Source organism: Nocardiopsis tropica (genome assembly GCF_042660575.1).
Taxonomy (GTDB): domain Bacteria; phylum Actinomycetota; class Actinomycetes; order Streptosporangiales; family Streptosporangiaceae; genus Nocardiopsis; species Nocardiopsis tropica.
In genome coordinates, this window is the sequence record NZ_JBHSUF010000006.1 from 280,375 (window position 1) to 300,626 (window position 20,252).

At 72.6% G+C, this 20,252-nt stretch carries 19 protein-coding genes and 2 tRNA genes; 7 read left to right on the forward strand and 14 right to left on the reverse strand.

What is annotated here, in order from left to right:
* Positions 1–35: 35 nt before the first annotated feature.
* The gene (locus tag ACFQBR_RS12175) at positions 36–1,613 is read left to right on the forward strand and encodes a long-chain-fatty-acid--CoA ligase (protein WP_344182928.1); all 1,578 of its coding nucleotides are present in this window, start codon (positions 36–38) and stop codon (positions 1,611–1,613) included.
* 78 nt (positions 1,614–1,691) lie between these two features.
* On the opposite strand, the gene ACFQBR_RS12180 is transcribed toward ACFQBR_RS12175, so the two are convergent.
* Positions 1,692–2,474, reverse strand: a complete 783-nt coding sequence (locus ACFQBR_RS12180) for a carbohydrate ABC transporter permease (RefSeq protein ID WP_267950285.1) — start codon at positions 2,472–2,474, stop codon at positions 1,692–1,694.
* Positions 2,475–2,771: 297 nt separating this feature from the next.
* Here ACFQBR_RS12180 and ACFQBR_RS12185 point away from each other — a divergent pair, with 297 nt between their 5' ends.
* Positions 2,772–3,059, forward strand: coding sequence for a hypothetical protein (locus ACFQBR_RS12185; protein WP_267948653.1), 288 nt, complete (start codon positions 2,772–2,774; stop codon positions 3,057–3,059).
* 38 nt (positions 3,060–3,097) lie between these two features.
* Here ACFQBR_RS12185 and ACFQBR_RS12190 read toward each other — a convergent pair whose 3' ends face one another.
* The 5 genes from ACFQBR_RS12190 to ACFQBR_RS12210 all read right to left on the reverse strand — a co-directional run bounded on the left by ACFQBR_RS12190 (position 3,098) and on the right by ACFQBR_RS12210 (position 9,050).
* Entirely contained in the window at positions 3,098–4,003 is a 906-nt protein-coding gene (locus tag ACFQBR_RS12190) for a carbohydrate ABC transporter permease (RefSeq protein WP_267950284.1), read from the reverse strand.
* Positions 4,004–4,111: 108 nt separating this feature from the next.
* On the reverse strand, positions 4,112–5,398 hold the full coding sequence (locus ACFQBR_RS12195; protein ID WP_344182930.1) for a sugar ABC transporter substrate-binding protein: 1,287 nt from the start codon (positions 5,396–5,398) through the stop codon (positions 4,112–4,114).
* Positions 5,399–5,596: 198 nt separating this feature from the next.
* Positions 5,597–6,097 (reverse strand): hypothetical protein, encoded by a 501-nt coding sequence (locus ACFQBR_RS12200; protein WP_267948651.1) that lies wholly within the window; start codon positions 6,095–6,097, stop codon positions 5,597–5,599.
* 154 nt (positions 6,098–6,251) lie between these two features.
* On the reverse strand, positions 6,252–7,538 hold the full coding sequence (locus ACFQBR_RS12205; RefSeq protein WP_330159068.1) for a cyclopropane-fatty-acyl-phospholipid synthase family protein: 1,287 nt from the start codon (positions 7,536–7,538) through the stop codon (positions 6,252–6,254).
* 60 nt (positions 7,539–7,598) lie between these two features.
* Positions 7,599–9,050: an FAD-binding oxidoreductase gene (locus tag ACFQBR_RS12210; RefSeq protein WP_267948649.1), complete on the reverse strand. Its 1,452-nt coding sequence runs from the start codon at positions 9,048–9,050 to the stop codon at positions 7,599–7,601.
* Positions 9,051–9,293: 243 nt separating this feature from the next.
* Between ACFQBR_RS12210 and ACFQBR_RS12215 the strand changes: the two genes are divergently transcribed.
* On the forward strand, positions 9,294–10,127 hold the full coding sequence (locus ACFQBR_RS12215; protein ID WP_267948648.1) for a glutamate racemase: 834 nt from the start codon (positions 9,294–9,296) through the stop codon (positions 10,125–10,127).
* A gap of 45 nt (positions 10,128–10,172) precedes the next feature.
* On the opposite strand, the gene ACFQBR_RS12220 is transcribed toward ACFQBR_RS12215, so the two are convergent.
* Positions 10,173–11,717: a hypothetical protein gene (locus ACFQBR_RS12220; RefSeq protein WP_344184038.1), complete on the reverse strand. Its 1,545-nt coding sequence runs from the start codon at positions 11,715–11,717 to the stop codon at positions 10,173–10,175.
* 220 nt (positions 11,718–11,937) lie between these two features.
* On the opposite strand from ACFQBR_RS12220, the gene ACFQBR_RS12225 reads away from it, so the two are divergent.
* Positions 11,938–12,285, forward strand: coding sequence for a hypothetical protein (locus tag ACFQBR_RS12225; protein ID WP_267948646.1), 348 nt, complete (start codon positions 11,938–11,940; stop codon positions 12,283–12,285).
* A 174-nt stretch (positions 12,286–12,459) separates the two neighbouring features.
* The gene (locus ACFQBR_RS12230; RefSeq protein ID WP_267948645.1) at positions 12,460–12,987 is read left to right on the forward strand and encodes a DUF6315 family protein; all 528 of its coding nucleotides are present in this window, start codon (positions 12,460–12,462) and stop codon (positions 12,985–12,987) included.
* Positions 12,988–13,106: 119 nt separating this feature from the next.
* Here ACFQBR_RS12230 and ACFQBR_RS12235 read toward each other — a convergent pair whose 3' ends face one another.
* The 4 genes from ACFQBR_RS12235 to ACFQBR_RS12250 form a co-directional block, all read right to left on the reverse strand.
* Entirely contained in the window at positions 13,107–15,215 is a 2,109-nt protein-coding gene (locus ACFQBR_RS12235) for an ATP-dependent DNA helicase (protein ID WP_344184037.1), read from the reverse strand.
* A gap of 96 nt (positions 15,216–15,311) precedes the next feature.
* Positions 15,312–15,785: an SRPBCC family protein gene (locus ACFQBR_RS12240; protein ID WP_344184036.1), complete on the reverse strand. Its 474-nt coding sequence runs from the start codon at positions 15,783–15,785 to the stop codon at positions 15,312–15,314.
* On the reverse strand, positions 15,778–16,149 hold the full coding sequence (locus tag ACFQBR_RS12245; protein ID WP_344184035.1) for an ArsR/SmtB family transcription factor: 372 nt from the start codon (positions 16,147–16,149) through the stop codon (positions 15,778–15,780). Before ACFQBR_RS12245 ends, ACFQBR_RS12240 begins: the two co-directional genes overlap by 8 nt.
* 418 nt (positions 16,150–16,567) lie before the next feature.
* Positions 16,568–16,640, reverse strand: a tRNA-Ala gene (locus ACFQBR_RS12250).
* Between the two features lie 188 nt (positions 16,641–16,828).
* On the opposite strand from ACFQBR_RS12250, the gene ACFQBR_RS12255 reads away from it, so the two are divergent.
* Positions 16,829–17,035, forward strand: a complete 207-nt coding sequence (locus tag ACFQBR_RS12255) for a hypothetical protein (protein ID WP_267948641.1) — start codon at positions 16,829–16,831, stop codon at positions 17,033–17,035.
* A gap of 66 nt (positions 17,036–17,101) precedes the next feature.
* On the opposite strand, the gene ACFQBR_RS12260 is transcribed toward ACFQBR_RS12255, so the two are convergent.
* Together ACFQBR_RS12260 and ACFQBR_RS12265 are read right to left on the reverse strand one after the other, a co-directional pair.
* Complete coding sequence (locus tag ACFQBR_RS12260) at positions 17,102–18,487, reverse strand: CoA transferase (RefSeq protein WP_344184034.1); 1,386 nt, start codon at positions 18,485–18,487, stop codon at positions 17,102–17,104.
* 441 nt (positions 18,488–18,928) lie between these two features.
* Positions 18,929–19,001: transfer RNA gene (locus tag ACFQBR_RS12265), tRNA-Ala, on the reverse strand.
* A gap of 154 nt (positions 19,002–19,155) precedes the next feature.
* Between ACFQBR_RS12265 and ACFQBR_RS12270 the strand changes: the two genes are divergently transcribed.
* Positions 19,156–19,449 (forward strand): GroES family chaperonin, encoded by a 294-nt coding sequence (locus ACFQBR_RS12270; protein ID WP_267950283.1) that lies wholly within the window; start codon positions 19,156–19,158, stop codon positions 19,447–19,449.
* Positions 19,450–19,524: 75 nt separating this feature from the next.
* On the opposite strand, the gene ACFQBR_RS12275 is transcribed toward ACFQBR_RS12270, so the two are convergent.
* Positions 19,525–20,124 (reverse strand): TetR/AcrR family transcriptional regulator, encoded by a 600-nt coding sequence (locus ACFQBR_RS12275; RefSeq protein WP_344184033.1) that lies wholly within the window; start codon positions 20,122–20,124, stop codon positions 19,525–19,527.
* Between the last annotated feature and the right edge of the window lie 128 nt (positions 20,125–20,252).

The following is a 20,252-nucleotide window of genomic DNA, read 5'->3' on the forward strand; positions in this document are numbered from 1 at the left end:
GATCCACCGGATTCACCTGCCTGCGGGAGGCCCCCATGTTCAACCTGTCCGTGCTTCTGGAGGACGGCGCCCGCTCGGCGCCCGAGAAGGAGTGCCTGGTCTTCGGGGACCTGCGCCTGAACTACGCCCTCACCGACATGATCGCCAACCAGGTGGCCGACCTCCTCGTCTCCCGGGGGATCAGACCCGGCGACCGGGTCGCACTCGCCAGTCCGAACGTGCCCTACTTCCCGTTCGTCTACTTCGGCGCCCTCAAGGCGGGCGCGGTGGTCGTCCCCCTGAACGTGCTGTTGACCCCCCGTGAGATCGCCTACCACCTGGAGGACTCCGGGGCCAAGGCGCTGTTCGCGTTCACCGGCACCCCGGAACTGCCGCTGGGCCCGCGCGCCCACGAGGCCTTCCAGCAGACGGACGGCTGCGACATCTACGTGGACCTCCCCGCCGTGCCGGGCGCCACCGAGTCCACCATCGACGGCGCCGAGACCTTCTGGAAGGCGCTGGAGGGCCGGTCCGGCGAGTTCGAGAGCGTGCAGACGAGCGCCGAGGACACGGCGGTCATCATCTACACGAGCGGCACGACCGGCAAGCCCAAGGGCGCCGAGCTGAGCCACAACAACCTGATGATGAACGCCATCGGCTCGGCCAAGCTGGTGAACGCGCACCCGGAGGGCCGCGACGTCTCCCTGGTGGTCCTCCCTCTGTTCCACATCTTCGGCCAGACGGTCATGCTGAACGCCTGCCTGTACCGCCACGGGACCATGGTCCTCATGCCGCGCTTCGACGGGGGCGAGGCCCTGCGCCTCATGGAGAAGGAGGGCGTCACCGGGTTCGCGGGCGTGCCCACCATGTACTGGGGCCTGCTCAACGCGGTCCAGGGCGCCGGGGCCGGCGAGTACGACCTCGAGGGCATCGCCGCGAACATGGTCGACGCCGTCTCCGGCGGCGCCGCCCTGCCCGGCCGGCTCGCCGAGGACTTCACCAAGGTGTTCGGCGTCGGCATCAAGGAGGGCTACGGCCTGTCCGAGACCTCGCCGGTCGCCTCCTTCAACAACCCCCGGGTCAAGGCCAAGACCGGTTCGATCGGCCGCCCGGTGTGGGGTGTGGAGATGAAGCTGATCGACCCGGACTGGAACGAGGTCGTCCAGGAGGAGGACAGGGAGCCGGTCGGGGAGATCGCCGTCCGCGGCCACCTGGTGATGAAGGGCTACCACAACCGTCCCGAGGTGAACGCCGAGGTCATCCGGGACGGATGGTTCCGTACCGGCGACATCGCCCGCCGGGACGAGGAGGGCTTCTACTTCATCATCGACCGCTCCAAGGACATGATCATCCGCGGCGGGTACAACGTGTACCCGCGCGAGGTCGAGGAGGTCCTGATGACCCACGACGCGGTCAGCCTCGCCGCGGTCGTCGGCGTCCCGCACGACACCCACGGCGAGGAGGTCAAGGCGTTCGTGATCCCCAAGGAGGGCTCCGACCTCACCGCCGACGAACTCGTCTCCTGGTCCAAGGAGCGCCTGGCGGGCTACAAGTACCCGCGCGAGGTCGAGTTCCGCACCGAGCTGCCGATGACGTCCACCGGGAAGATCCTCAAACGCGAGCTGCGCGGCTGACACGCGCCGTCCCCGAGCGTGCGCGCGGGGACGGCCGCCGGGAGCGCGGGACCGGTCCTCCCGGGGCCGGCCCCGCCCCTACCCCTTGACCGCGCCCTGGACCAGGCCCGAGACCAGGAAGCGCTGGACGAGGATGAAGAAGACCATGACCGGGAGGGTGATGAGGGTGGACGCGGCCATCACGTGCCCCCACTCGTTGGCGTACTGGCCGAAGAACTGGCGCAGGCCGACCGCGACGGTGTAGTTCTCGCTCTGGGTCATGAAGGTCAGGGCGAGCACGAACTCGTTCCAGGCCACGATGAACGAGAAGATCGCGGTCGCCACCAGGCCGGGCGCGACGAGCGGGAACAGGACCCTCCAGAACATCTGGAGCCAGGAGGCGCCGTCGATGTAGGCGGCCTCCTCCACCTCCACGGGCACGGCCGCGACGAAGCCCCGCATCATCCACACCGCCAGCGGCAGGGACAGGGCCACGTACACGATGCCGAGGCCGAGCAGGGTGTTGAGCATCTGGAGGTCGCGCACCTGGAGGAAGAGCGGGATGACCAGCGCCTCCAGCGGCACCATCTGCACGATGAGGATCATGACCAGCACGGCGGTGCGGAACCGGAAGCGGAACCGGGCCACCGCCACCGCGGCCAGCAGCGACAGCACGCACGCGCCCACCACCGTGATGCAGGCGACCGCCAGCGAGTTGGCCATGTACGTGTCGAAGTTGCCCTCGGTCAGGACGTAGGCGAAGTTGTCCAGGGTCGGCGCGGTCGGCAGCAGCGCCCCGGTGCCCGAGGTGCTCCGGTCCGAGAACGCGCTCGTCAGCATGAAGTACACCGGGAACAGGGTGAACAGCAGCAGCGCGCCCACCGCGGCGCCCTTGGCCAGGAGGCGGCCTGAGCGAACTGCGCCGCCCCTGCGCCTGGCCCGGCGGACCCGTTCCTCCCAGTCGCGGTCGGTGGCGGCCGATACGTGTGCGGTCGTGCCCAACGGTCCTCCTCGTCAGCGGCGCCCGTAGGGCGGGATCGGGTTGTCCGGCGGCCGGGACGGGCCGTTAGAATCCACCTCTGCCCGGTGCGGGACGCCTGTCCGGCCCCGGCGGGCGAGGAGGGGTGAGGGCCGTGTCGCCAGGATGGTCGGGACCGCCGGAAGCGGCGGGGTAGCGCCGTGCACGACTCCCCGGGCCCCTCCCCCACCGAGGTCGTCATCAGCTGGATCCCGCACGACGCGCGGTTCCGCGACAGGGCGGTCCGGCACGCCCTCGCCGACACGGGCGGCCGGCTGCTGTTCGCGTACGTGGACAACCTGGTCAACCAGGACAACGACGACGGGCGCCCGCTCGACGAGTACGACCTGCGCACCATGTCCGCGGTCCGGGAGGACCTCAACCGGCGCTCCCTGGCCTCCGTGGACTGGCGCCGGGTGCGGGACAAGCTGGTGTCGGGCGTCCACTGAGCCGCGGTCCCCCGTGCGCGCCCCGCAGCCGCGCCCGGTCACCTCAGCCCGTCCTCTCGGAACAGCGCCCTGAGGTAGAACACCGTGACCACCAGCAGCAGCAGGGTGAGCAGGACGGCGATGGCCGCGCCCAGCCCGTAGTCGTTGTGGCCGAAGGACCTCACGTAGGACCACACGCCGAGGTTGAGCATGTCCGAGCCGCCCACGTCGCCGCCGGGCATCAGGTAGATCTGCGCGAACACCTTGAAGTCCCAGATCGTCGACAGCACCGTGACCACCGCGAACACGGGCCGCAGCACCGGGAACGTGACGTGCCAGAAGCGCTTCCAGGCGCCGGCCCCGTCGATCCGGGCCGCCTCGTGGAGTTCGGCGGGGACGGTGAGCAGTCCGGCCAGGACGGTGACCGCCACGAACGGGAAACCGCCGTGCACCACGTTGAGGGTGACGATGGCGTAGAAGAACAGCCGGTCGGCGAACCAGTTGTGCCCCGAGGGGTCGAGCAGCCCGAGGGAGGTCAGCGCCTGGGCGACGACGCCGTTGTCGACGTCGAAGATCCAGACCCAGACGTAGGTCCCGCTGACGGCGGGCATGGCCCAGGCGACCATGATGCAGGAGACCACGACGAGCCGGGGGACCGTAGACAGCGTCGACAGCAGCAGTGCCACGAGCGTGCCGACGACGATCGTGGTGAGGACCGCGACCACGGCGAACACGACCGTGTTCACCATGGCGACCTGCCACAGGTAGGGGTCGGTCAGCAGCGCGACGTAGTTGTCCAGGCCGATGAAGTCGGACTCGCCGGACATCAGGTTGCGCAGCTTGAAGTCGCGGAAGGAGAGCCACAGGATCCGGCCGAGCGGGAACAGCAGGAGCAGCCCGATGACCGTCAGCGCGGGGGCGAGCAGCACCCACGGGAGGAGGGTCCTCCGTGCGCGCCGGCCCAGGAGCGGGGGCCGCCGCCCGGCCCCGGACCGCCTCGGGGACGGTCCGGAGGGGCGGCGGACGCCCTGCCCCGGTCCACTGGTTCCCAGCCCGACCGGTGTTCCCACTGCCTAACCCCCGTTGAGGATGCGCTCGATCTCCGCGGCGGTGTCCGCGGTGGCCTCGTCCACCGATGCCTCGCCGTTGAGGATGGACTGCTGCATGCCGACCAGGAGCTTCTCGGCCTCGACCTGGGTCCAGGCCGGGGTCACCGGAACGCCGCGGCTCGCCTCGTTGAGCTGGACCGCGAACGGCCCCAGGATCGGGTCGGCCGACTCGGAGAACTCCTCGACCTTCGCGGTGACGCCGGGGAAGAACCCGGTCTCCTCGGACCACCGCATGGAGAACTCGTCGCCGGTGAGGTGCTGGACGTACTGCCAGGCCGCCTCCTCGTTGCCGGTGCCCTCGAATACCGAGAGCAGGGAGCCGCCGGCGAAGGAGGGCATGTACCCCTCCTCCTGGCCGGGGAGGGTGAAGGAGTCGATCCTGCCCTCCAGCTCGGGGTTGCTCTCCAGGATGGCCTTCGGGTTGGCGCTGCCGAGGATGGCCATCGCCGCCTCCTCGTTGGCGATCGACTCCATGACCTCGATCTCGGTCCAGTTGACCGCGCCCGTGGTGGAGGTGCCGTCCTCCAGGGCCAGGCCGGTGAAGAACTCGATCCCCGCCCGGCCCTCGGGGGTGTCGATCTCCGACACCCAGGTGCCGTCCGGCTGCTCGACGGCGATCTCACCGCCGCCGCCCCAGATCCAGGGCATGACCGAGTACTGGGCGTCGCCGGGCACGGGGAAGGCGATCATGCCGTCCTCCGCCTCGGCGAGGGCCGTCGCGGTCTCGCGCAGCTCCTCCCAGTTCTCCGGCACCTCCAGGCCGTGCTCCTCGAAGATGTCCGAGCGGTAGACCACGGAGCGGATGGAGGCGTACCAGGGAACGCCGTACACGCCGTCGCCGAGCCGGCCCATCTCCATGAGGCCGGGGATGTACTGGTCGGTGTCGATGTCGTACCCGGACAGGTCGTGCAGCGCCCCGGCGTCGGCGAACCCGGGGGTGAGCGTGTTGCCGAGCTCGACCACGTCGGGCGTGGTCCCTCCGGCGATGGCCGTGGAGATCTTGTTCTGGGCGTCCTGCCACGGGATGAACTCGACGTCGACCTCGACACCGGTCTCCTCGGTGAACGCGGCGTTGGCCTCCTCGAAGAACCCGGTCTCGTCGGGGTTGGTGCCCTGCATGATCCACACCGTGAGCCCGTCGGCGGCGGAGCCGTCACCGCCCCCGCCGGAACCGCACGCCGTGGCGGCCAGGACCAGCGCCACCGCGGCGGCGGGGAGTGGAACGTACTTGTGGGTTCGTCTGCGGGCCATCGGCACGCCTCCCGTTCCTTTCGAGGGTCCCCTGAGGGTTGGTAGGAAACCTACGTAAAGAACGGCCTCCAGTGAAGTAAACCACTGTGATTTGTGTCTGACCCGTTAGGGGTCGGGGCCCGGGAACCGGCTCACCGCGCGCCCCGGGGCACGCCCGACCCCTCCGTCACCGGGGTCCCGGACCCGCGTGTCGCCGCCCTACTCCGCCAGGCCGGTGACCTGGCGCAGGACGGACAGGAGTTCGGCGCGCTTGTAGACGGCCAGGCCGATGGCGGCCCCGAACGCCGCGAGCATGTGGACGTAGACCATGGGGTCGCCCCGGGTGAAGCGCTCGGCGGCCTCCTCCTCGCCGACCGAGTGGGCCTCCCACGCGGTGGCGACCGCGAACTCCAGTTCGGGCGGGAGCATCTCGGCGACGGTACGGGCGACGGCCTCGCGGGAGTCGGCGGGCTTCCACACCACACCGGTCTGCTGCACCCTGCGGCCGAGGAAGGCGGCGACGACCTTCAGTTCCGACAGGACCTCGTCCACGTCGTCGGCGGCGCGCGGGACGACCGCGTCGAGCGCCTCCCGGTCCCGGTCCGCGTAGGCCTCGATCAGCTCGATCGCGGTCCGCCGGACGCGGTCCGGCGTCTCCGGCGGCGGCGTCCTGCCGTCGCGGGGATCGTGGGATGGTCCGGAGAATGACTCTGAGGACACGGTGGTGGTCCCTTCTGGATGGTGGGGCTCGGGTCCATGATGCCGCGAACGGGTCCCGGCGGAGCCCCGGACAGGCCGGGATCCCCTTCCGGCGAACAGGGGCCGGCGGGCCCCCGCCGGCGCGGGCCCCGGGGCGCCGGGGGCCGCGCCGGCGTCAGAACACCGGGCGCAGGGGCATGTGGGCGGCGGTGCCGTCCAGTTTCACCCCGAGGATCTGGTGCAGCTGCACCACGTCCCGCTCGAACCCCAGCACGGACCCGGCCATGTAGAGCCGCCAGACCCGGGCCGTGCCCTCTCCGACCTCGGCGACCGCCTCGTCCCAGTTGCGCTCCAGGTTGGCGCCCCAGTGGCGGAGGGTGAGCGCGTAGTGCTCGCGCAGGTTCTCCTGGTGGCGGATCTCGAAGCCCGCGTCGTTCATCGCGGTCTGGATCCGGCCCGCCCCCTCCAGCTCCCCGTCGGGGAACACGTACCGGTTGATGACGCCGCCGGTGTCCATCGGCCTGAGGTTGTTGCGCGGCCGGGTGATGGAGTGGTTGAGCAGCCGGCCCCCGGGGACCAGCTTGGCGTACAGCGAGGCGAAGTAGGCGTCCAGGTTCCTGGCGCCGATGTGCTCGGTCAGGCCGATGGAGCTGATCCGGTCGTAGCTGCCGTCGGGCACGTCCCGGTAGTCCATGTGCCGGACCTCGGCGAGCTCCGACAGCCCCTCCTGGGCGATCTTCTTGCCCGCCCACTCGGCCTGCTCCTTGGACAGGGTGACGCCGAGGGCGCGGACCCCGTGCTCCCGGGCGGCGTGCATGACCATGCCTCCCCAGCCGCAGCCCACGTCGAGCAGGCGCATGCCCGGCTCCAGGCCGAGCTTGCGCGAGACCAGTGCGTACTTGCGGAACTGGGCGCTCTCCAGCGCGCCGTCCTCCCGGCCCACCCTGTCCAGGGCGCCGTCGGCGTCGTCGAAGACCGCGCAGGTGTAGGTCATGGACGGGCCCAGCACCAGTTCGTAGAACGCGTTGGAGACGTCGTAGTGGTGGTGGATCGCCTCGGCGTCCCGCTGCTTGGAGTGGCGCCAGCCCCGGGTCGCCAGCCGGCCGCGGGTCATCTCCTCCGGCGGCGGGGCCACCCGGTTGACGAACTTGACCCAGCCCACGGAGCGGACGATCTCGGCGAGGTCGCGGGCGGACACGTTGATCCCCTCGGCGAAGGCGAAGTCCGCCATGTGTCTGAGGGCGGTGTACATGTCGCCCTCCAGCTCCAGGTGACCGGAGACGTACGCGCGGGTGAGCCCGAGCCCGTTCGGGGACTGGGCCAGGTAGTTGACGGCGACCGGTGTCCGCACGTGCAGGGCGACGTCGCTGTCCGGGTCCCCTGCGCTGCTGCCGTCGTAGGCGGTGAACCGGAGGGGCGCGTCAGGCCCGACGACGCGCTCGAAGATCTCGGCAAGACGCATGCTCTCTGTCCTTACCTCTCTCGGAGGCGGTCCGTCCCCGCGGCCCGCCTCCCTGTGGTGTCAGCGGTTTCGCACGCACTTGGCGTACAGGTCCAGCAGCCGCCCCCCGGGGTCGTACGCCTCCTTGAGCGCGGAGTACGCGGGACCGTTGTAGAGCCGCCAGAACTCGTCCTCGCCGTAGAAGGAGTCCGAGTACAGGGACTTGTGTCCGCCCAGGTCGGCGACGCGCTCCTCGACGAGCCGGTTGTGGTGGGCGCGGCGCTGGTTCGGTTTCATGTCGACGAGCCCCCAGAAACCGAAGTTCACGTAGAGGCGGCCGTCCTCCAGGGGGTAGAGCGGCCAGATGTGCTCGCCCTCCCCCAGCTCGGGCCGCCGGGGCTCGCGGAGCCGGAGGGGGCACATCCAGACCGGGGCCATGCCGATCTCGGAGTGGAAGAAGTCCAGGAACTCGGCCCCCCTCTCGACGCCGACCTCGACGTCCTGGATCAGGGGTTCCTGGGGGCGCTTGCCCCGGTAGTGGGTGAGGAGGCGGAAGAAGTCGGTCCGCCGGTCCCAGGCGACCAGCCTGCGGTACACGTCGGAGCGCTTCAGGGAGCGCGGCCACAGGGGGCGCACGAGCGGGTGCTGGGCGCCGAAGGCGCGCGAGCACCAGAACCAGTCGGTGTCCCAGCGCCACAGGTAGTCGTGGAGGGTGAGGTAGTCGCCCGGGCCGCGGCCCGCGTGGCGCCGGATGGACCGGTAGTAGATGTCGTTCCCGGTGTAGTCGCTGGTCCAGGGCGCCTGGTCGGTGAACCGGGCCAGGGTGAGGTACAGCTCACCGGGCCCGAAGGCCACCCCGTCCACGAAGTCGACCGGCTGCCCCTCGTGCTCGAGGTCCTCGCAGATCCGGGCGAGCGCGTCCATGGCCTCGGCGGCTCCGTGGAAGCGCAGGTGGCGCAGGTGCACGTAGGGGGACGCGGGTTCGAGCTCGATGCGCAGGCGCAGGCTGTAGCCGAGTGTGCCGTAGGAGTTGGGGAAGCCGTGGAAGAGGTCGCTGTGCTCGTTGTCCCGGGTGGCGGTGACGACGTCGCCCGTGGCGGTGAGGATCTCCATCTCCTGGACGCCCTCGTGCGGGAGGCCGTTGCGGAAGGAGGAGGACTCGATCCCCATACCGGTGACGGCGCCCCCCAGGGTGATGGTACGCAGCTGGGGGACGACGGTCGGCATCAGCCCGTGCGGGAGGGTCGCCGCGACGAGGTCCTCGTAGGTGGTCATGCCGCCGACGTCGGCGAGGCGCTCGACCGGGTCGATGGCGATGACGCCGGTGAAGCCGGAGACGTCCAGGGCGGGGCCGGAGGAGGGCTCCCGGAAACGGAACAGGTTGGAGGTGGGTTTGGCCAGCCGGACCGGCGCGTCCTGCGGAAGCGCCCGGTAGTCGCGGCGGACCCGCTGGACCGCCGCTATGTGCTCGGCGAACCCCGTCCGCCGTCCGGCCGCGGTGCCGCTGCCCGTTCCCTGCTGTTGAGGAGTCATCCCAGTTCCCGTTCCGGTGTCGGCGACGCACAGTGTGGGTCGGATCGGCCCTGGCCGCCGGGAGCGGCTGGGATGGGCCGATCTCCTCAGTTCTACCTACCGGTAACGGTCTTGTGCCACCCCATTTGTGCCGTGTCTTCCCAGAAGTCCGTCTACCTGGGGTGTTGCCCGGGTCACGTGTTCACCGGGGTCACCGAACCGGTGTGGGCGGCCGGAGGCGGGCACGACGTAGGATCTGGGTTCGTGCGTATCGCTCTCGTAGACTCCGGCATCGGCATGCTCTCGACCGCGGCGGCGCTGCACGCCGCCAGGCCGGACGCCGACCTGTTCCTGGCCATGGATCCGGACCACATGCCCTGGGGGCGGCGGACGCCGGACGAGGTGATCGCCCGCGCGCTGGCCGGGGCCCGCGCGGCGTCGGGCGCCGCGGGCGGCCGGGGGCTGGACGCGGTGGTCGTACCGTGCAACACGGCCTCGGTCCACGGCCTCGCCGAGCTCCGCGCCGAGTTCGAGCCGGACGTGCCGGTGGTCGGGACGGTCCCCGCGATCAAACCCGCCGCCGCGGCCGGAGGGCCCATCGCCGTCTGGTCCACCGTGGCGACCACGCGCAGCGCCTACCAGCGCCGGCTGATCGAGACCTTCGCGGGCGGCGTGGACGTGACGCCGGTCGCCTGCGTCGGGCTCGCCGAGGCCGTGGAGTCCGCGGATCCCCGGCTCATCGACGACGCCGTCGCCCACGCCGCCGACCTCACACCGGGGGACGTGCGCGGCGTCGTGCTGGGCTGCACCCACTACGACCTCGTGGGCGAACGGATCTCCGCCGCGCTGGGCGGCCGGGCCGAGCTCTTCACCGCCGCCGGGGCGGTGGCCGCGCAGACACTGCGGCGCGTCGCCGACGCGGCGGCCCGGCCCGCCCTCGCGGACGGCGGTCGCAACCGTGCCGGCCTGGTGCGGGTACTGGCCAGCGGACGACCCGCCCGGCTGCCCTCCGCCGCCCTCGCCTACCCGGCCGGGCGCGCGATCGCCGGGGCCCAGCCCGCCGCGGCCGGGGTCGCGGGCCGGTCGGCGCCCGCCTGACCTCCGCGCCGGGGTCACCGGCCGGGGGGCCGTTCCCGGCAGCGCCTAGAAGGCCGCCCCCGGAGCGGTGGCCAGGACCGGGGGCTCCGCGCCCGGACCGAACCCGGCCTCCGCCTCGGGACCGCCGTTGAGGGCGCCGGCGGCGAGGGTGCGCACCAGGTCGCGCACGCCGGCGGTGTCGTTGTCGTGGAGCAGCGTCTCCAGGAGGGACAGTGCCGCCCGCTGGTCACCGGGCTGTTCGCGCACGTGCCTCCACTGCGGCTCGGTGGCGGCGTCCGACAGCATGAGGGTGCGCCCGACCTGGCCGAGCGCGCTGAGGAGCGGCGTGTCGTGGGGGATCCTCTCCAGGGCCGCGTTGACCTGCTCGGCCTGGAACTCGGGATCGACCTGCTCGGCGGGCTGTGCGCGGAGGAACGCCAGGATCCGCTCGGCGGGCGCCGCCGGGGCGATCGGGGGGATCCCGCCGATCATCGCGCGGGCCTCGACCAGGTCCCCCAGGATCTCGTCGGTGCGGCCCAGCTCCCCGATCAGCCTCTCCGCGCGCTGGGCGGAGCAGGTCGCCACCCAGCGGGCCCCGCGGCCGGCGGCCAGGCGGGCGGCGGCCAGGGCCAGCTCCGCGCCGCGGCGGGGCGCCCCGACCCTCTCGAAGTAGCGGGACCAGGTGGTCACACGGACCCCGAGCCGCCAGTCGTTGCGGACGGCGCCCTGGCAGACGAGGTTCTCGACGGCCTCCACCCAGGCGGGCCGCAGACTCGGGTGGGCCTCCGCCTCCTCGACCGTCGGGAGCGGGGCGATGGCCTCGCGGGGCGCGCACTGGCCGAGCCTGGTGAGCCAGGAGAGGAGCCGCGCCCGCTCGAAGCGGATGCGGCGGCGCAGGGCGTCGCGGCGCGGGTTCGCCTCGTCGAGGGCGAGCTCCGCCTCCATCCGGTCGAGGACCTCCAGGGCCTGCGTGTGCTTGTCCTGGTGGCGCAGCGCGCGCACGAGGGTGAAGACGCCGTCGGCGCCGAGCACCGCCGGTCCGGTGGCGGTGTGCTCGTAGCGCCGCAGCTCCGTCTCCGCCCGGTCGGCCAGGTCCTCGTCGATCAGCAGGTTGACACGGGCCAGGGTGAGGGCGGGCCAGGCCGGGGTGCGCTCCCAGCCGGCCAGGCTGCGGGTGGACAGCAGATCGCGGCGCAGGTCGGTGGTCCCCCTGGCGTCCACGTTCGCGTGGCAGCGCACGAGCGTCTCCTGGAGGGACACCGGCAGCGGGCCGTGCTCGTGCGGCGCCGGCTCGTCGGCGGCGGCCGCCGTCACCTGGGCCAGGGCGCGCCTGCCCTCGGCGAGCACCCCGACCCGCACGGCCAGGGGCCAGTGCGCGAGGAAGAACAGCGTCGGCGGCCCGAAGACCCCCGGCACCGCGGCCTGCGCGCTCCCCGCCTCGGCGACCAGCCGGCGCGCGGTGCGCATCGCCGACCTGGCCACGGCCTCCACCCGTACCGCGTCCCCCGCCTCGCAGAGCACGGGCAGCGCCGTGACCCCGTCCGCCAGCTCGTCCTGCCCCGCCGCCCTGAGCCGGCGGGAGGTCTCCCCTGCCCACGTCCACATCGGCATGCTCTTCTCCCCCTGATGGTGCCGCGTGACAACAGAACGTAGCAGCGCGGTGACAGGACTGTCCGGGAAACGCGTGAGACCGGTGCCGGGCGGGGCCTGCACGCCCGATCCGTGTGGTTTGGGCGGGATAGACTCTGGGGCACCGCGGCCCCGGGGGATCCGGACACGGACCCCCGCTCCGCACACCACCCGCAGCAGTACCTGAGGGGACAGAGCGCCGATGGGATGGCGAGACCGCTTCGGACTCCGCAAGGCCAACCGCAAGGGCAAGGCCCGTTTCGACCGGGCCTCCGAGGATTCGGACATCAAGGCGCTGATCGAGTTCTCGAAGAGCAGGGTGGGCGTGGAGTTCTTCGTCGAGCCCGAAACGTTCGCCACCCGGACCACGGCCGTCGCCGTGGCCACCGACGGCGAGTGGATCCGGCGCCGCTGCGGCTCCCCCGAGGTGATCCGCAAGGTCGCCCGTGACCTGGCCGCCCCCGCCTACGACGTGCAGATCGTCGGTTACCCCCAGCGCATGCGCGACTGGAGCGCGCGCAACAAGCGCGGCCTGTCGATGGACGAGTAGCGCCGACCCGGCGGAGGAGGACTTGCCACACCGACGCATCGGGGAGGACGTGTCCGAAACCCTCTACCCGGTCATTTTGGGCATTGATGACGAGGCCTTGCCGCGACTTCCTCTCCGAACGGGTTCCCTAACGGGCTCCGTTCGTCGCATACTCGCCTGGGAGGGGGGACTCTGATGAAGCAGGATCTCACGGCCCTGTGTTGCGAATGCGGCATGATTCGCGAGGTGAGCGACTACCAGAGTGTGGGCGAGGCCCAGTCGGCCTACGGACTGGCCCGCTGCGTCGTCTGGCGCAAGTGCCGCACCTGCGGCTACCGCACCTACCACGCCTATCTGCGCACCGACGAGGACCGCGACGAGCTGGAGGACGCCCTCAGGCTGGACGGCGCCCTCGCGGCGGAGGCCCTCGACGAGGAGATGGAGCAGCTGCGGCTGTGCGGGATCGAGGTCGGCCACGCCCCCGTCCCCGCCATCTGGGACGGCCAGTCGGTCGGCATGGTCACCCAGCGGCTGACCGACCACGCCTACTCCATCGTCCTGGACCCCGAGTCGTCCGTGGTGTCACGCCTGAAGCTCATCGACATGATGTGGAACGAGCTCCTGGTCGGCGAGCACGACGACCGCTGGTTCATCCAGGAGTCCGAGGACGACGAGTCCCCCGCGTACGCGGTCCGCCTCTTCGGCTACCGCACCCGGGGCTGACCGGTCCGGTCCCACCGCCGGAGCGCGAACGCCCCCGGCACCGCCCACGGCCTGCGGCCGGGCGCCCGTGACGGGCGCCCGGCCGCCGCGCGTCCCGGGGCGGGCACGGTCGGCGGCCCTCAGCCCGCGGCCGGCTCGGGTGCCGCCCGCCGGGACAGCCGGCGCAGCGCCGACCGGGCCACCTCGGGGTCCGTGGTGCCCCAGTAGGGCGGCAGCGAGGCGCGCAGGAAGCCGCCGTAGCGGGCGGTGGCCAGGCGCGGGTCCAGGACCGCGATGACCCCGCGGTCGTCGGTGGAGCGCAGCAGCCGGCCGGTGCCCTGGGCGAGCAGCAGCGCGGCGTGGGTGGCCGCCACCGACAGGAACCCGTTGCCGCCGTGCGCGGCCACGGCCCGCTGGCGGGCGGAGGCGAGGGGGTCGTCCGGACGGGGGAACGGGATGCGGTCCACGATCACCAGCGACAGGGAGGGGCCCGGCACGTCCACGCCCTGCCACAGCGACAGGGTGCCGAACAGGCAGGACCTCTCGTCCTCGGCGAACCGCCGGACCAGCTGGCCGGTGGAGTCCTCGCCCTGGCACAGGATCGGCTGGTCGAGCCGGTCCCGGAGCTCGTCGCCGGCCTGCTGGGCGGCCCGCATGGAGGAGAAGAGGCCCAGGGCCCGGCCGTCGGCGGCCTCGATGAGCTCGGCGATCTCGTCGAGGTAGGAGGGCGCGAGCCCGTCGCGCCCGGGCGGCGGCAGGTGGGTGGCCACGTACAGGATGCCGCTGCGGGCGTGCTCGAAGGGCGACCCGACGTCCAGCGCGCGCCAGCGGGGCTCCCCCGCCGCGCGGTGGGGGCCGTCGTCGTCCTCGTCCGGGCCGGCGGCCGGGGTGTCCCCGTCCCCGGTCTGCGCCCGCGTCGTCCCGGGGGCGCCCGCGGCGGCCCGTTCCGCGGCCTCCCGGGTGACCTCGCGGCCCAGGCCCCACTGGTTGGCCAGGGAGGTGAAGGAACCGCCGAGGGTGAGGGTGGCCGAGGTCAGCACGACGGTGCGGTCCCCGAAGAGCTTCTCCCGCAGCAGCCCGCCGACGGCGAGCGGGGCGACGTTGAGGGCGGGCTGGCGGCCCGGGGCCCTGGTGAGCCACACGACCTCGGTGCGGTCGCGCAGGGCGGGTTCGTAGGACTCCAGCACGCGCACGGCGGTCTCGCGCACCTCTTCGAGAGCGGCCAGGGCCAGGCGGCGGTCGCTGGCGCCGTCGGGGTCGAGCTCGCCGGGCGAGGGGCCGATGGCCGTGACGCAGGCGGAGGCGGCGTCGCGGGTGGCCGCGACCGCGTTGGCCAGGGCGTCGTCGATGTGGTCCAGGCGGCCGTCGGGCGACTCGGTGAACATCAGGGCGAGCCCGTCGGCGCACTCCGTGAGGCGCTCGCTGATCCCGGGCTCGACCAGGCGGGCGGCGCGCTTGGCCGCGGTGTTGACGACGCGCTCGCTCAGGCTGCCGGTGGACACGGAGGTCGCCCGGTCCACGAGCTCGTGCGCCTCGTCGATCATGATCGTGTCGTGCTCGGGCAGGATGTGCCGGCCCTGCGCCATGTCGATGGAGAGCATCGCGTGGTTGGTGACCACCACGTCCACTCCCTGGGTGGCCTCGCGTGCGAACTCCGCGAAGCACTCCTGTCCGAAGGGGCAGATGCGGGCCCCCATGCACTCGTTGGCGCCCACGGACACCTGCCGCCAGGCGAGGTCGCTGACGCCGGGGACGAGCTCGTCGCGGTCGCCGGTGACGGTCTCCTCCGCCCACTCGTGCAGGCGGGCCACCTGGCGGCCGAGGGAGGAGAGCTGCCGGGGGTCGAACAGCTCGGCGTCCTCCGCGTCCTCGTCCGCGGTCTGGAGCCGGTTGCGGCACAGGTAGTTGCGGCGGCCCTTCAGCACGGCGAACGTGGGCTCGCGCGGCAGCAGCGAGGACAGCGCCCCGGCCAGGCGCGGCAGGTCCCGGTCGATGAGCTGGTTCTGGAGGGCGATGGTGGCGGTGGAGACCACCACGGTGTTCTTCCGGTCCATCGCGTGTCTGACCGCGGGTACCAGGTACGCCAGGGACTTGCCGGTGCCGGTACCGGCCTGGACCACCAGGTGCTCGCGTTCGTCGACCGCCGCGGCCACGGCGTCGGCCATGGCCGTCTGGCCCTCGCGGCGGCTGCCGCCGAGAGCGGTGACGGCGGCGTCGAGCAGGGTCGGAACGTCGGGAAGATCTGCCACGGATCGACAGTACCGGCCCGTGGGGACAGGACGGGCTCCGTCCACAGGCGGGATCGGCCGGGCCCTCCGGGGCCCGGCCGATCGGCCCGGCGGGCGTCAGGCGAGGCCGCGGGCGAGCCTCTCCAGGGCGTCCAGCGACTGGGCCAGCCCTTCCTCCATGCCGGAGCTGACCATGCCGTCGCGGTCCTCGACCGTCTGGAACACGGAGATCGCCCGGTAGAGGGTGCGGCCGTCCTTCTCCTCCAGCATGTGGGTGTCCATCGCCACGTGGCCCGGCATCCCCTCGAACTCGAAGGTCTGCACGATGCGCTCGGGGGCGACCACGTCGTGGAAGACCCCGTGGAAGGCGTACTCCTCGCCGTCGGCGGCCTTCTCGACGAACCGCCAGGTGCCGCCGGGCCGCACCTCGGCCCGGTCGACGACCGTGTCGGTCTCGTCCAGCCCCCACCACCGGGCCAGGTGCTCCGGCTCGGTCATGGCCCTGAACACCACGTCCCTGGGCGCGTCGAAGGTGCGGGTGATGACGATGTCCTGGCGACCGGGCTCGACGGTCACGGTGAGGTCACTCATGGGTCTTCTCTCCCTCGGTGCTGCGGTCTCCGGTTCCCCGCGCGTCCTGGATGCGGCGGATCTCCTCGTCCAGCCGGTCGAAGCGCTCCTCCCACTGGTCGTGGTACCGCCCGATCCACACCGACGCCTGCTCCAGAGGCGCGGTCTCCAGCCGGCAGGGACGCCACTGCGCGTCGCGGCCGCGGCTGATCAGGCCGGCCCGCTCCAGGACCTTCAGGTGTCTGGACACCGCCTGGAGGCTGATGGGGAACGGCTCCGCCAGGTCGTTGACGGTCGCCTCGCCCTCCGCGAGCCTCGCCAGCAGAGCCCGGCGGGTCGGATCCGCCAGCGCCGCGAATGTGAGGCTCAGGGGGTCGCTCGCCATCTGCGCATTCAACTTTCTCGTTGATCAACCGTTATGTTGATTATGACCCACGCCACATCCCGGGTCAAGGGGTGGGAGAGCTCCCAGAGGGCCGCCGGGCGACAGGAACCCGCCCCGGAGGATGTCTCGGGGGGGTCGGGGGGTCTCCCCCCGGCAGACACGATGAAGGCGCCCCCGCGAGCGCGGTCAGGATCGCCCCGGAGAACACGGGACACAAGCAGCCCGTACGGGAAACCGCCACGACCGGACGGACGACATCCCCGTCGGCAGGCCCGGCGCCGCCGCCCCGTCGATCACCGCGACCCCAACCCCAGGGGGTCACCTCGGGGGGTTCGGGGGGTCTCCCCCCGACAGACATGACGAAGACGACCCCGCGAGGAGGCCGAAGGCCTCCGAGCAGGGTCGTCCCAGAGTCGCGTGGAGCTATGGGGATTCGAACCCCAGACCTCCTCCATGCCATGGAGGCGCGCTACCAACTGCGCCATAGCCCCGTGTGCCGTACGGCAACGGTTCGATTCTATCGGACGCGGAAGGGTGGGGTGAACATGCGGGGTGTCGGGCGGCCCACACGGCGCGTCACGGGAGCCCGCCCGGCCTCCGGCCGCCCGGAGCGCCCCGCCGCCCCGGGAAGCTGGGCGTGCGGGAGGGGCGGACCCCGCGTTCCGGGCATCATGGCACCATGAGCGACGAACGGAACCCGGTGGAGGTCCTGACCCGGTGGGAGGACCACGGCGCCGTGTGGCGCGTGGTGGACCGCTCCGCCTCGCGGGTGACGGTGGCCCTGTGCAGGTGCGACGGGGGCGAGGAGGTGGACCGCCTGGTCTCCGACGATCCGGACCTCCTCGCCTTCGTCGACGAACGGGTCAGGACTCCGCGATCTCCCTGATGTCGGAGACCGCCTCGGACGGCCCCGGGACGGCGGTCGGCCGGGACGCGTCCGCGGGCGGGGCGGTCACCACCGCGCCTTACTCGCCCCCAGAGCCCCCGCCGGCCGCGGCGCCGCGAGGACCACGCCCTCCACCTCCAGCGGCATTCGGAGCCGACGGGCCGGCCCCCACGACGTGTCCTCGACACCCGGGGCGAGGTCGCCGTCGCCCTCCGGATCGAGCGGGCCGGGGTCGCCCGTACCCCGGCGCCCGGCGAGGAGGAGGGCCGTACGAGCCAGGGACAGCCGGGCGAGGGAGCCCTGACCGGTGTCGACCCGCCGCCTCAGCCCCTCCAGGGCGGCGTAGGCCATCAGGTACCCGGTCCCGTGGTCCAGCGCCTGGACCGGCAGCGGCTTCGGAGCGTCCAGCCCTCCTTCGCGCATGGCGGCGTCGGCGATGCCGGTGCTCATCTGCACCAGGCTGTCGAAGCCGCGCCTCGTCCTCCAGGGACCGGTCCAGCCGTAGGCGTCGAGGCCGACCTCGACCAGTCCCGGGCGCACCCCGTGACGGACGTCCGCGCCGAGGCCCAACCGGTCGAGGGCGCCGGGTCGGTAGCCGTGCACGAGGACGTCGCACCGCCCCAGCAGTTCCAGCAGGCGCCCGCGCGGGCCCGCCCCCCGCAGGTCGAGCCGGGCGGACCTCTTGCCGAGCATGACCTCGGGGACCAGTCCGGGCTCGTCCCACCAGGGCGGGTCGACGCGTAGGACGTCGGCCCCGAGCAGCGCCAGGAACCTCGTCGCCACGGGGCCCGCCAGGACCCGGGTGAGGTCGAGGACGCGCACGCCCTCCAGCGGGCGCGCCCCGCCCGCGAGGACCGGCCCCGTCTCGGACCTGTCGCCGTCCTCCCAGGCGATGAGCGGTTCGCAGGCCACGCTCCGTCCCTGCTCACCGGAGGCCCACTCGGACGTCGAGCGCATCACGGCCGCACAGCCCCCGGCCCCGACGACACGGGACTCCAGTTCGACCCCGTCCCACTCGGCGACGGCCCGCTGCGCCCGGTCCCGCCCTCCGGGGACGCCGAGGACCCGCAGGGCCGCCGCACGGTGGGCGGCGGCGTTGGTGTGGAGCCTGATCCACCCGTCGGAGGTCCGGTAGTCGCCCGCGACGTCGTCCCACGGGGAGGGGGGCCGCCATCCCGTGGGGCGGAGGGACCACGCGAACCACATCGAGGCCAGGCGCCGGTCGACGCGGACGTCCCGGCGGCGCCCGTCGCCCGCCGAGGCCAGGTCGGCGGCGGCGACACCGGCCGCACCGACGGAAGCGGCGGCGAACTCCGTGACGGGAAAGGCCGAGGGGAGTGCGCCCGTTCCCGTGAACGTCAGTCCCGCGCCCGGGGGACACCGGCCCGAGTCCAGGATGTCCGTCGCCATGGCCCGGGCGACGTCGTCCGCGACGTCGTGTCCACCGTCCATCGACCGCCCCTCTCTCCGGAAGGCTCACCACCGTACGGGAGGGGCTCCGGGGGGCCGTGCCGGGCCCCGCCACGTCGGCGGAACCGTGGCCGGATGCGCGGTGGGGGACGAGGTGCGTCGAGCAGGAACGTCTGCGGCGAACGCGGGATGCGGGGTCGCCCACAGCACATGCGCCGACGGGAGGCCCGCGGGTCGGCGGCCCAGCGCCCCGGGGGCGCATCGGGCGGCGCGGGGCCGTCCGGGCGGAACGCCTTCGCCAAGCGGCCGGGCGTCCCCGTCGACAGGCCCGGCACCGCCGCCCCGCCGATCACCGCGGCCCCAACCACAGGGGGGTGCCTCGGGTGCCTCGGGGGGATCGGGGGGTCTCCCCCCGGCAGACACGACGAAGACGACCCCGCGAGGAGGCCGAAGGCCTCCGAGCAGGGTCGTCCCAGAGTCGCGTGGAGCTATGGGGATTCGAACCCCAGACCTCCTCCATGCCATGGAGGCGCGCTACCAACTGCGCCATAGCCCCTGGTGTGCCGGGCGGTTTCCCCGCTCGGCGATAGAAGTACTGTACCGGAGGTCCGGGGCAGGTCGGGACGCCGGGGCGGGCGGGCGGCCGGTGGATGGCCGTGTGCGGAGCCGAATACCCTGGGGTCGTGGCCGAATCAAAGCTTGAGATCCAGATGCTCCACGACCGCCTCCTCGTGCGGACGGTCGTGGACCGGAGCGAGCGGCGCAGCAGTGCCGGTCTGGTCATCCCGGACACGGTGAAGCTGGCGACCAGGCTCGCGTGGGGTGAGGTCGTCGGCGCCGGGACCGGCGCCCGGCACGTGAAGACCGGGGACCGCGTGCTCTTCGACCCGGAGGAGCAGGGCGAGGTCGAGCTGAACGGCGAGCGCTACGTGATCCTGCGCGAGCGCGACGTGCACGCCGTCGCCAACGAGGCCCCGGAGCGGGGCACCGGCCTGTACCTCTGACCCGTCCTCCCGTCCCCGCACCGGCGCCGAGGGCCCGGCCCGCGGGGAGCGCCGGGGCCGCCCGAACGGCGGGCGTCAGCCGCGCCCGCCGTTCGCGGCCGGGTTCGCGGCCACCTTCTCCAGGGAGAGCACGCAGAGGTTGAGCGCCTCGTACGCGGAGACCTCCCCGGTGTTGACGTAGGACCACCCGGAGTAGAGCCCCGCCCACAGGAACTGCTGCATCCAGCTCGCGGAGATCGCGGGGTCGATGCTGCCGTCGGCGTGCCCGCGTTCGATGAGGGCGGTGAGCGCGAGGTCGGCCTCCCCGCACTCCTCCTCGGAACCCTCGGTGAGATCCTCCTCCTGCCCGAACGCCAGCATGATCACCTTCTGGAGCGCGAAGTACTCCGGCACGAGGCGCAGGAAGGCCTCCAGGCCGGTCCCCTCGGTGGTGCGCGCCCTCTGCATGGCCTCGGTGATCAGCTCGTCGGCGTACTCCCCCAGGGCGCTCGTCAGGTCGGCGCGTTCGGGGAAGTAGCGCTGGAGGGTGCTGCGGGCGACCCCCGCGACTCTGGCGACCTGCGACAGGGGGGCCGCGGAGTTCTCGCCGAGGACCTGGACGGCCGCTTCGAGGATCGCGCGCCGGGTGCGCGCGCGTGTCCTCGTCTCTTCCTCTGAGGGAGCGCTGTTCACCATGCCAACATCCTAGGCTTGTCGGTACTTGGTTGACAATAATCGGTCACATATGACCTAATTTAGAGCATGACTGAACGATCTACGGTATTAACCGACTCCTCACCGGGGACGCAAGAGCCCCGCTTCGC

Excerpts from the sequence above, each read along its gene's own strand:
- ACFQBR_RS12240 (WP_344184036.1), bottom strand. The coding sequence starts at position 15,785 with ATGAGTGACCTCACCGTGACCGTCGAGCCCGGTCGCCAGGACATCGTC.
- ACFQBR_RS12270 (WP_267950283.1), top strand. The coding sequence starts at position 19,156 with ATGCTCCACGACCGCCTCCTCGTGCGGACGGTCGTGGACCGGAGCGAG.
- ACFQBR_RS12255 (WP_267948641.1), top strand. The coding sequence starts at position 16,829 with ATGAGCGACGAACGGAACCCGGTGGAGGTCCTGACCCGGTGGGAGGAC.
- ACFQBR_RS12175 (WP_344182928.1), top strand. The coding sequence starts at position 36 with ATGTTCAACCTGTCCGTGCTTCTGGAGGACGGCGCCCGCTCGGCGCCC.
- ACFQBR_RS12210 (WP_267948649.1), bottom strand. The coding sequence starts at position 9,050 with ATGACTCCTCAACAGCAGGGAACGGGCAGCGGCACCGCGGCCGGACGG.
- ACFQBR_RS12260 (WP_344184034.1), bottom strand. The coding sequence starts at position 18,487 with ATGGACGGTGGACACGACGTCGCGGACGACGTCGCCCGGGCCATGGCG.
- ACFQBR_RS12225 (WP_267948646.1), top strand. The coding sequence starts at position 11,938 with ATGGGATGGCGAGACCGCTTCGGACTCCGCAAGGCCAACCGCAAGGGC.
- ACFQBR_RS12230 (WP_267948645.1), top strand. The coding sequence starts at position 12,460 with ATGAAGCAGGATCTCACGGCCCTGTGTTGCGAATGCGGCATGATTCGC.
- ACFQBR_RS12245 (WP_344184035.1), bottom strand. The coding sequence starts at position 16,149 with ATGGCGAGCGACCCCCTGAGCCTCACATTCGCGGCGCTGGCGGATCCG.
- ACFQBR_RS12275 (WP_344184033.1), bottom strand. The coding sequence starts at position 20,124 with ATGGTGAACAGCGCTCCCTCAGAGGAAGAGACGAGGACACGCGCGCGC.
- ACFQBR_RS12220 (WP_344184038.1), bottom strand. The coding sequence starts at position 11,717 with ATGCCGATGTGGACGTGGGCAGGGGAGACCTCCCGCCGGCTCAGGGCG.
- ACFQBR_RS12195 (WP_344182930.1), bottom strand. The coding sequence starts at position 5,398 with ATGGCCCGCAGACGAACCCACAAGTACGTTCCACTCCCCGCCGCCGCG.
- ACFQBR_RS12205 (WP_330159068.1), bottom strand. The coding sequence starts at position 7,538 with ATGCGTCTTGCCGAGATCTTCGAGCGCGTCGTCGGGCCTGACGCGCCC.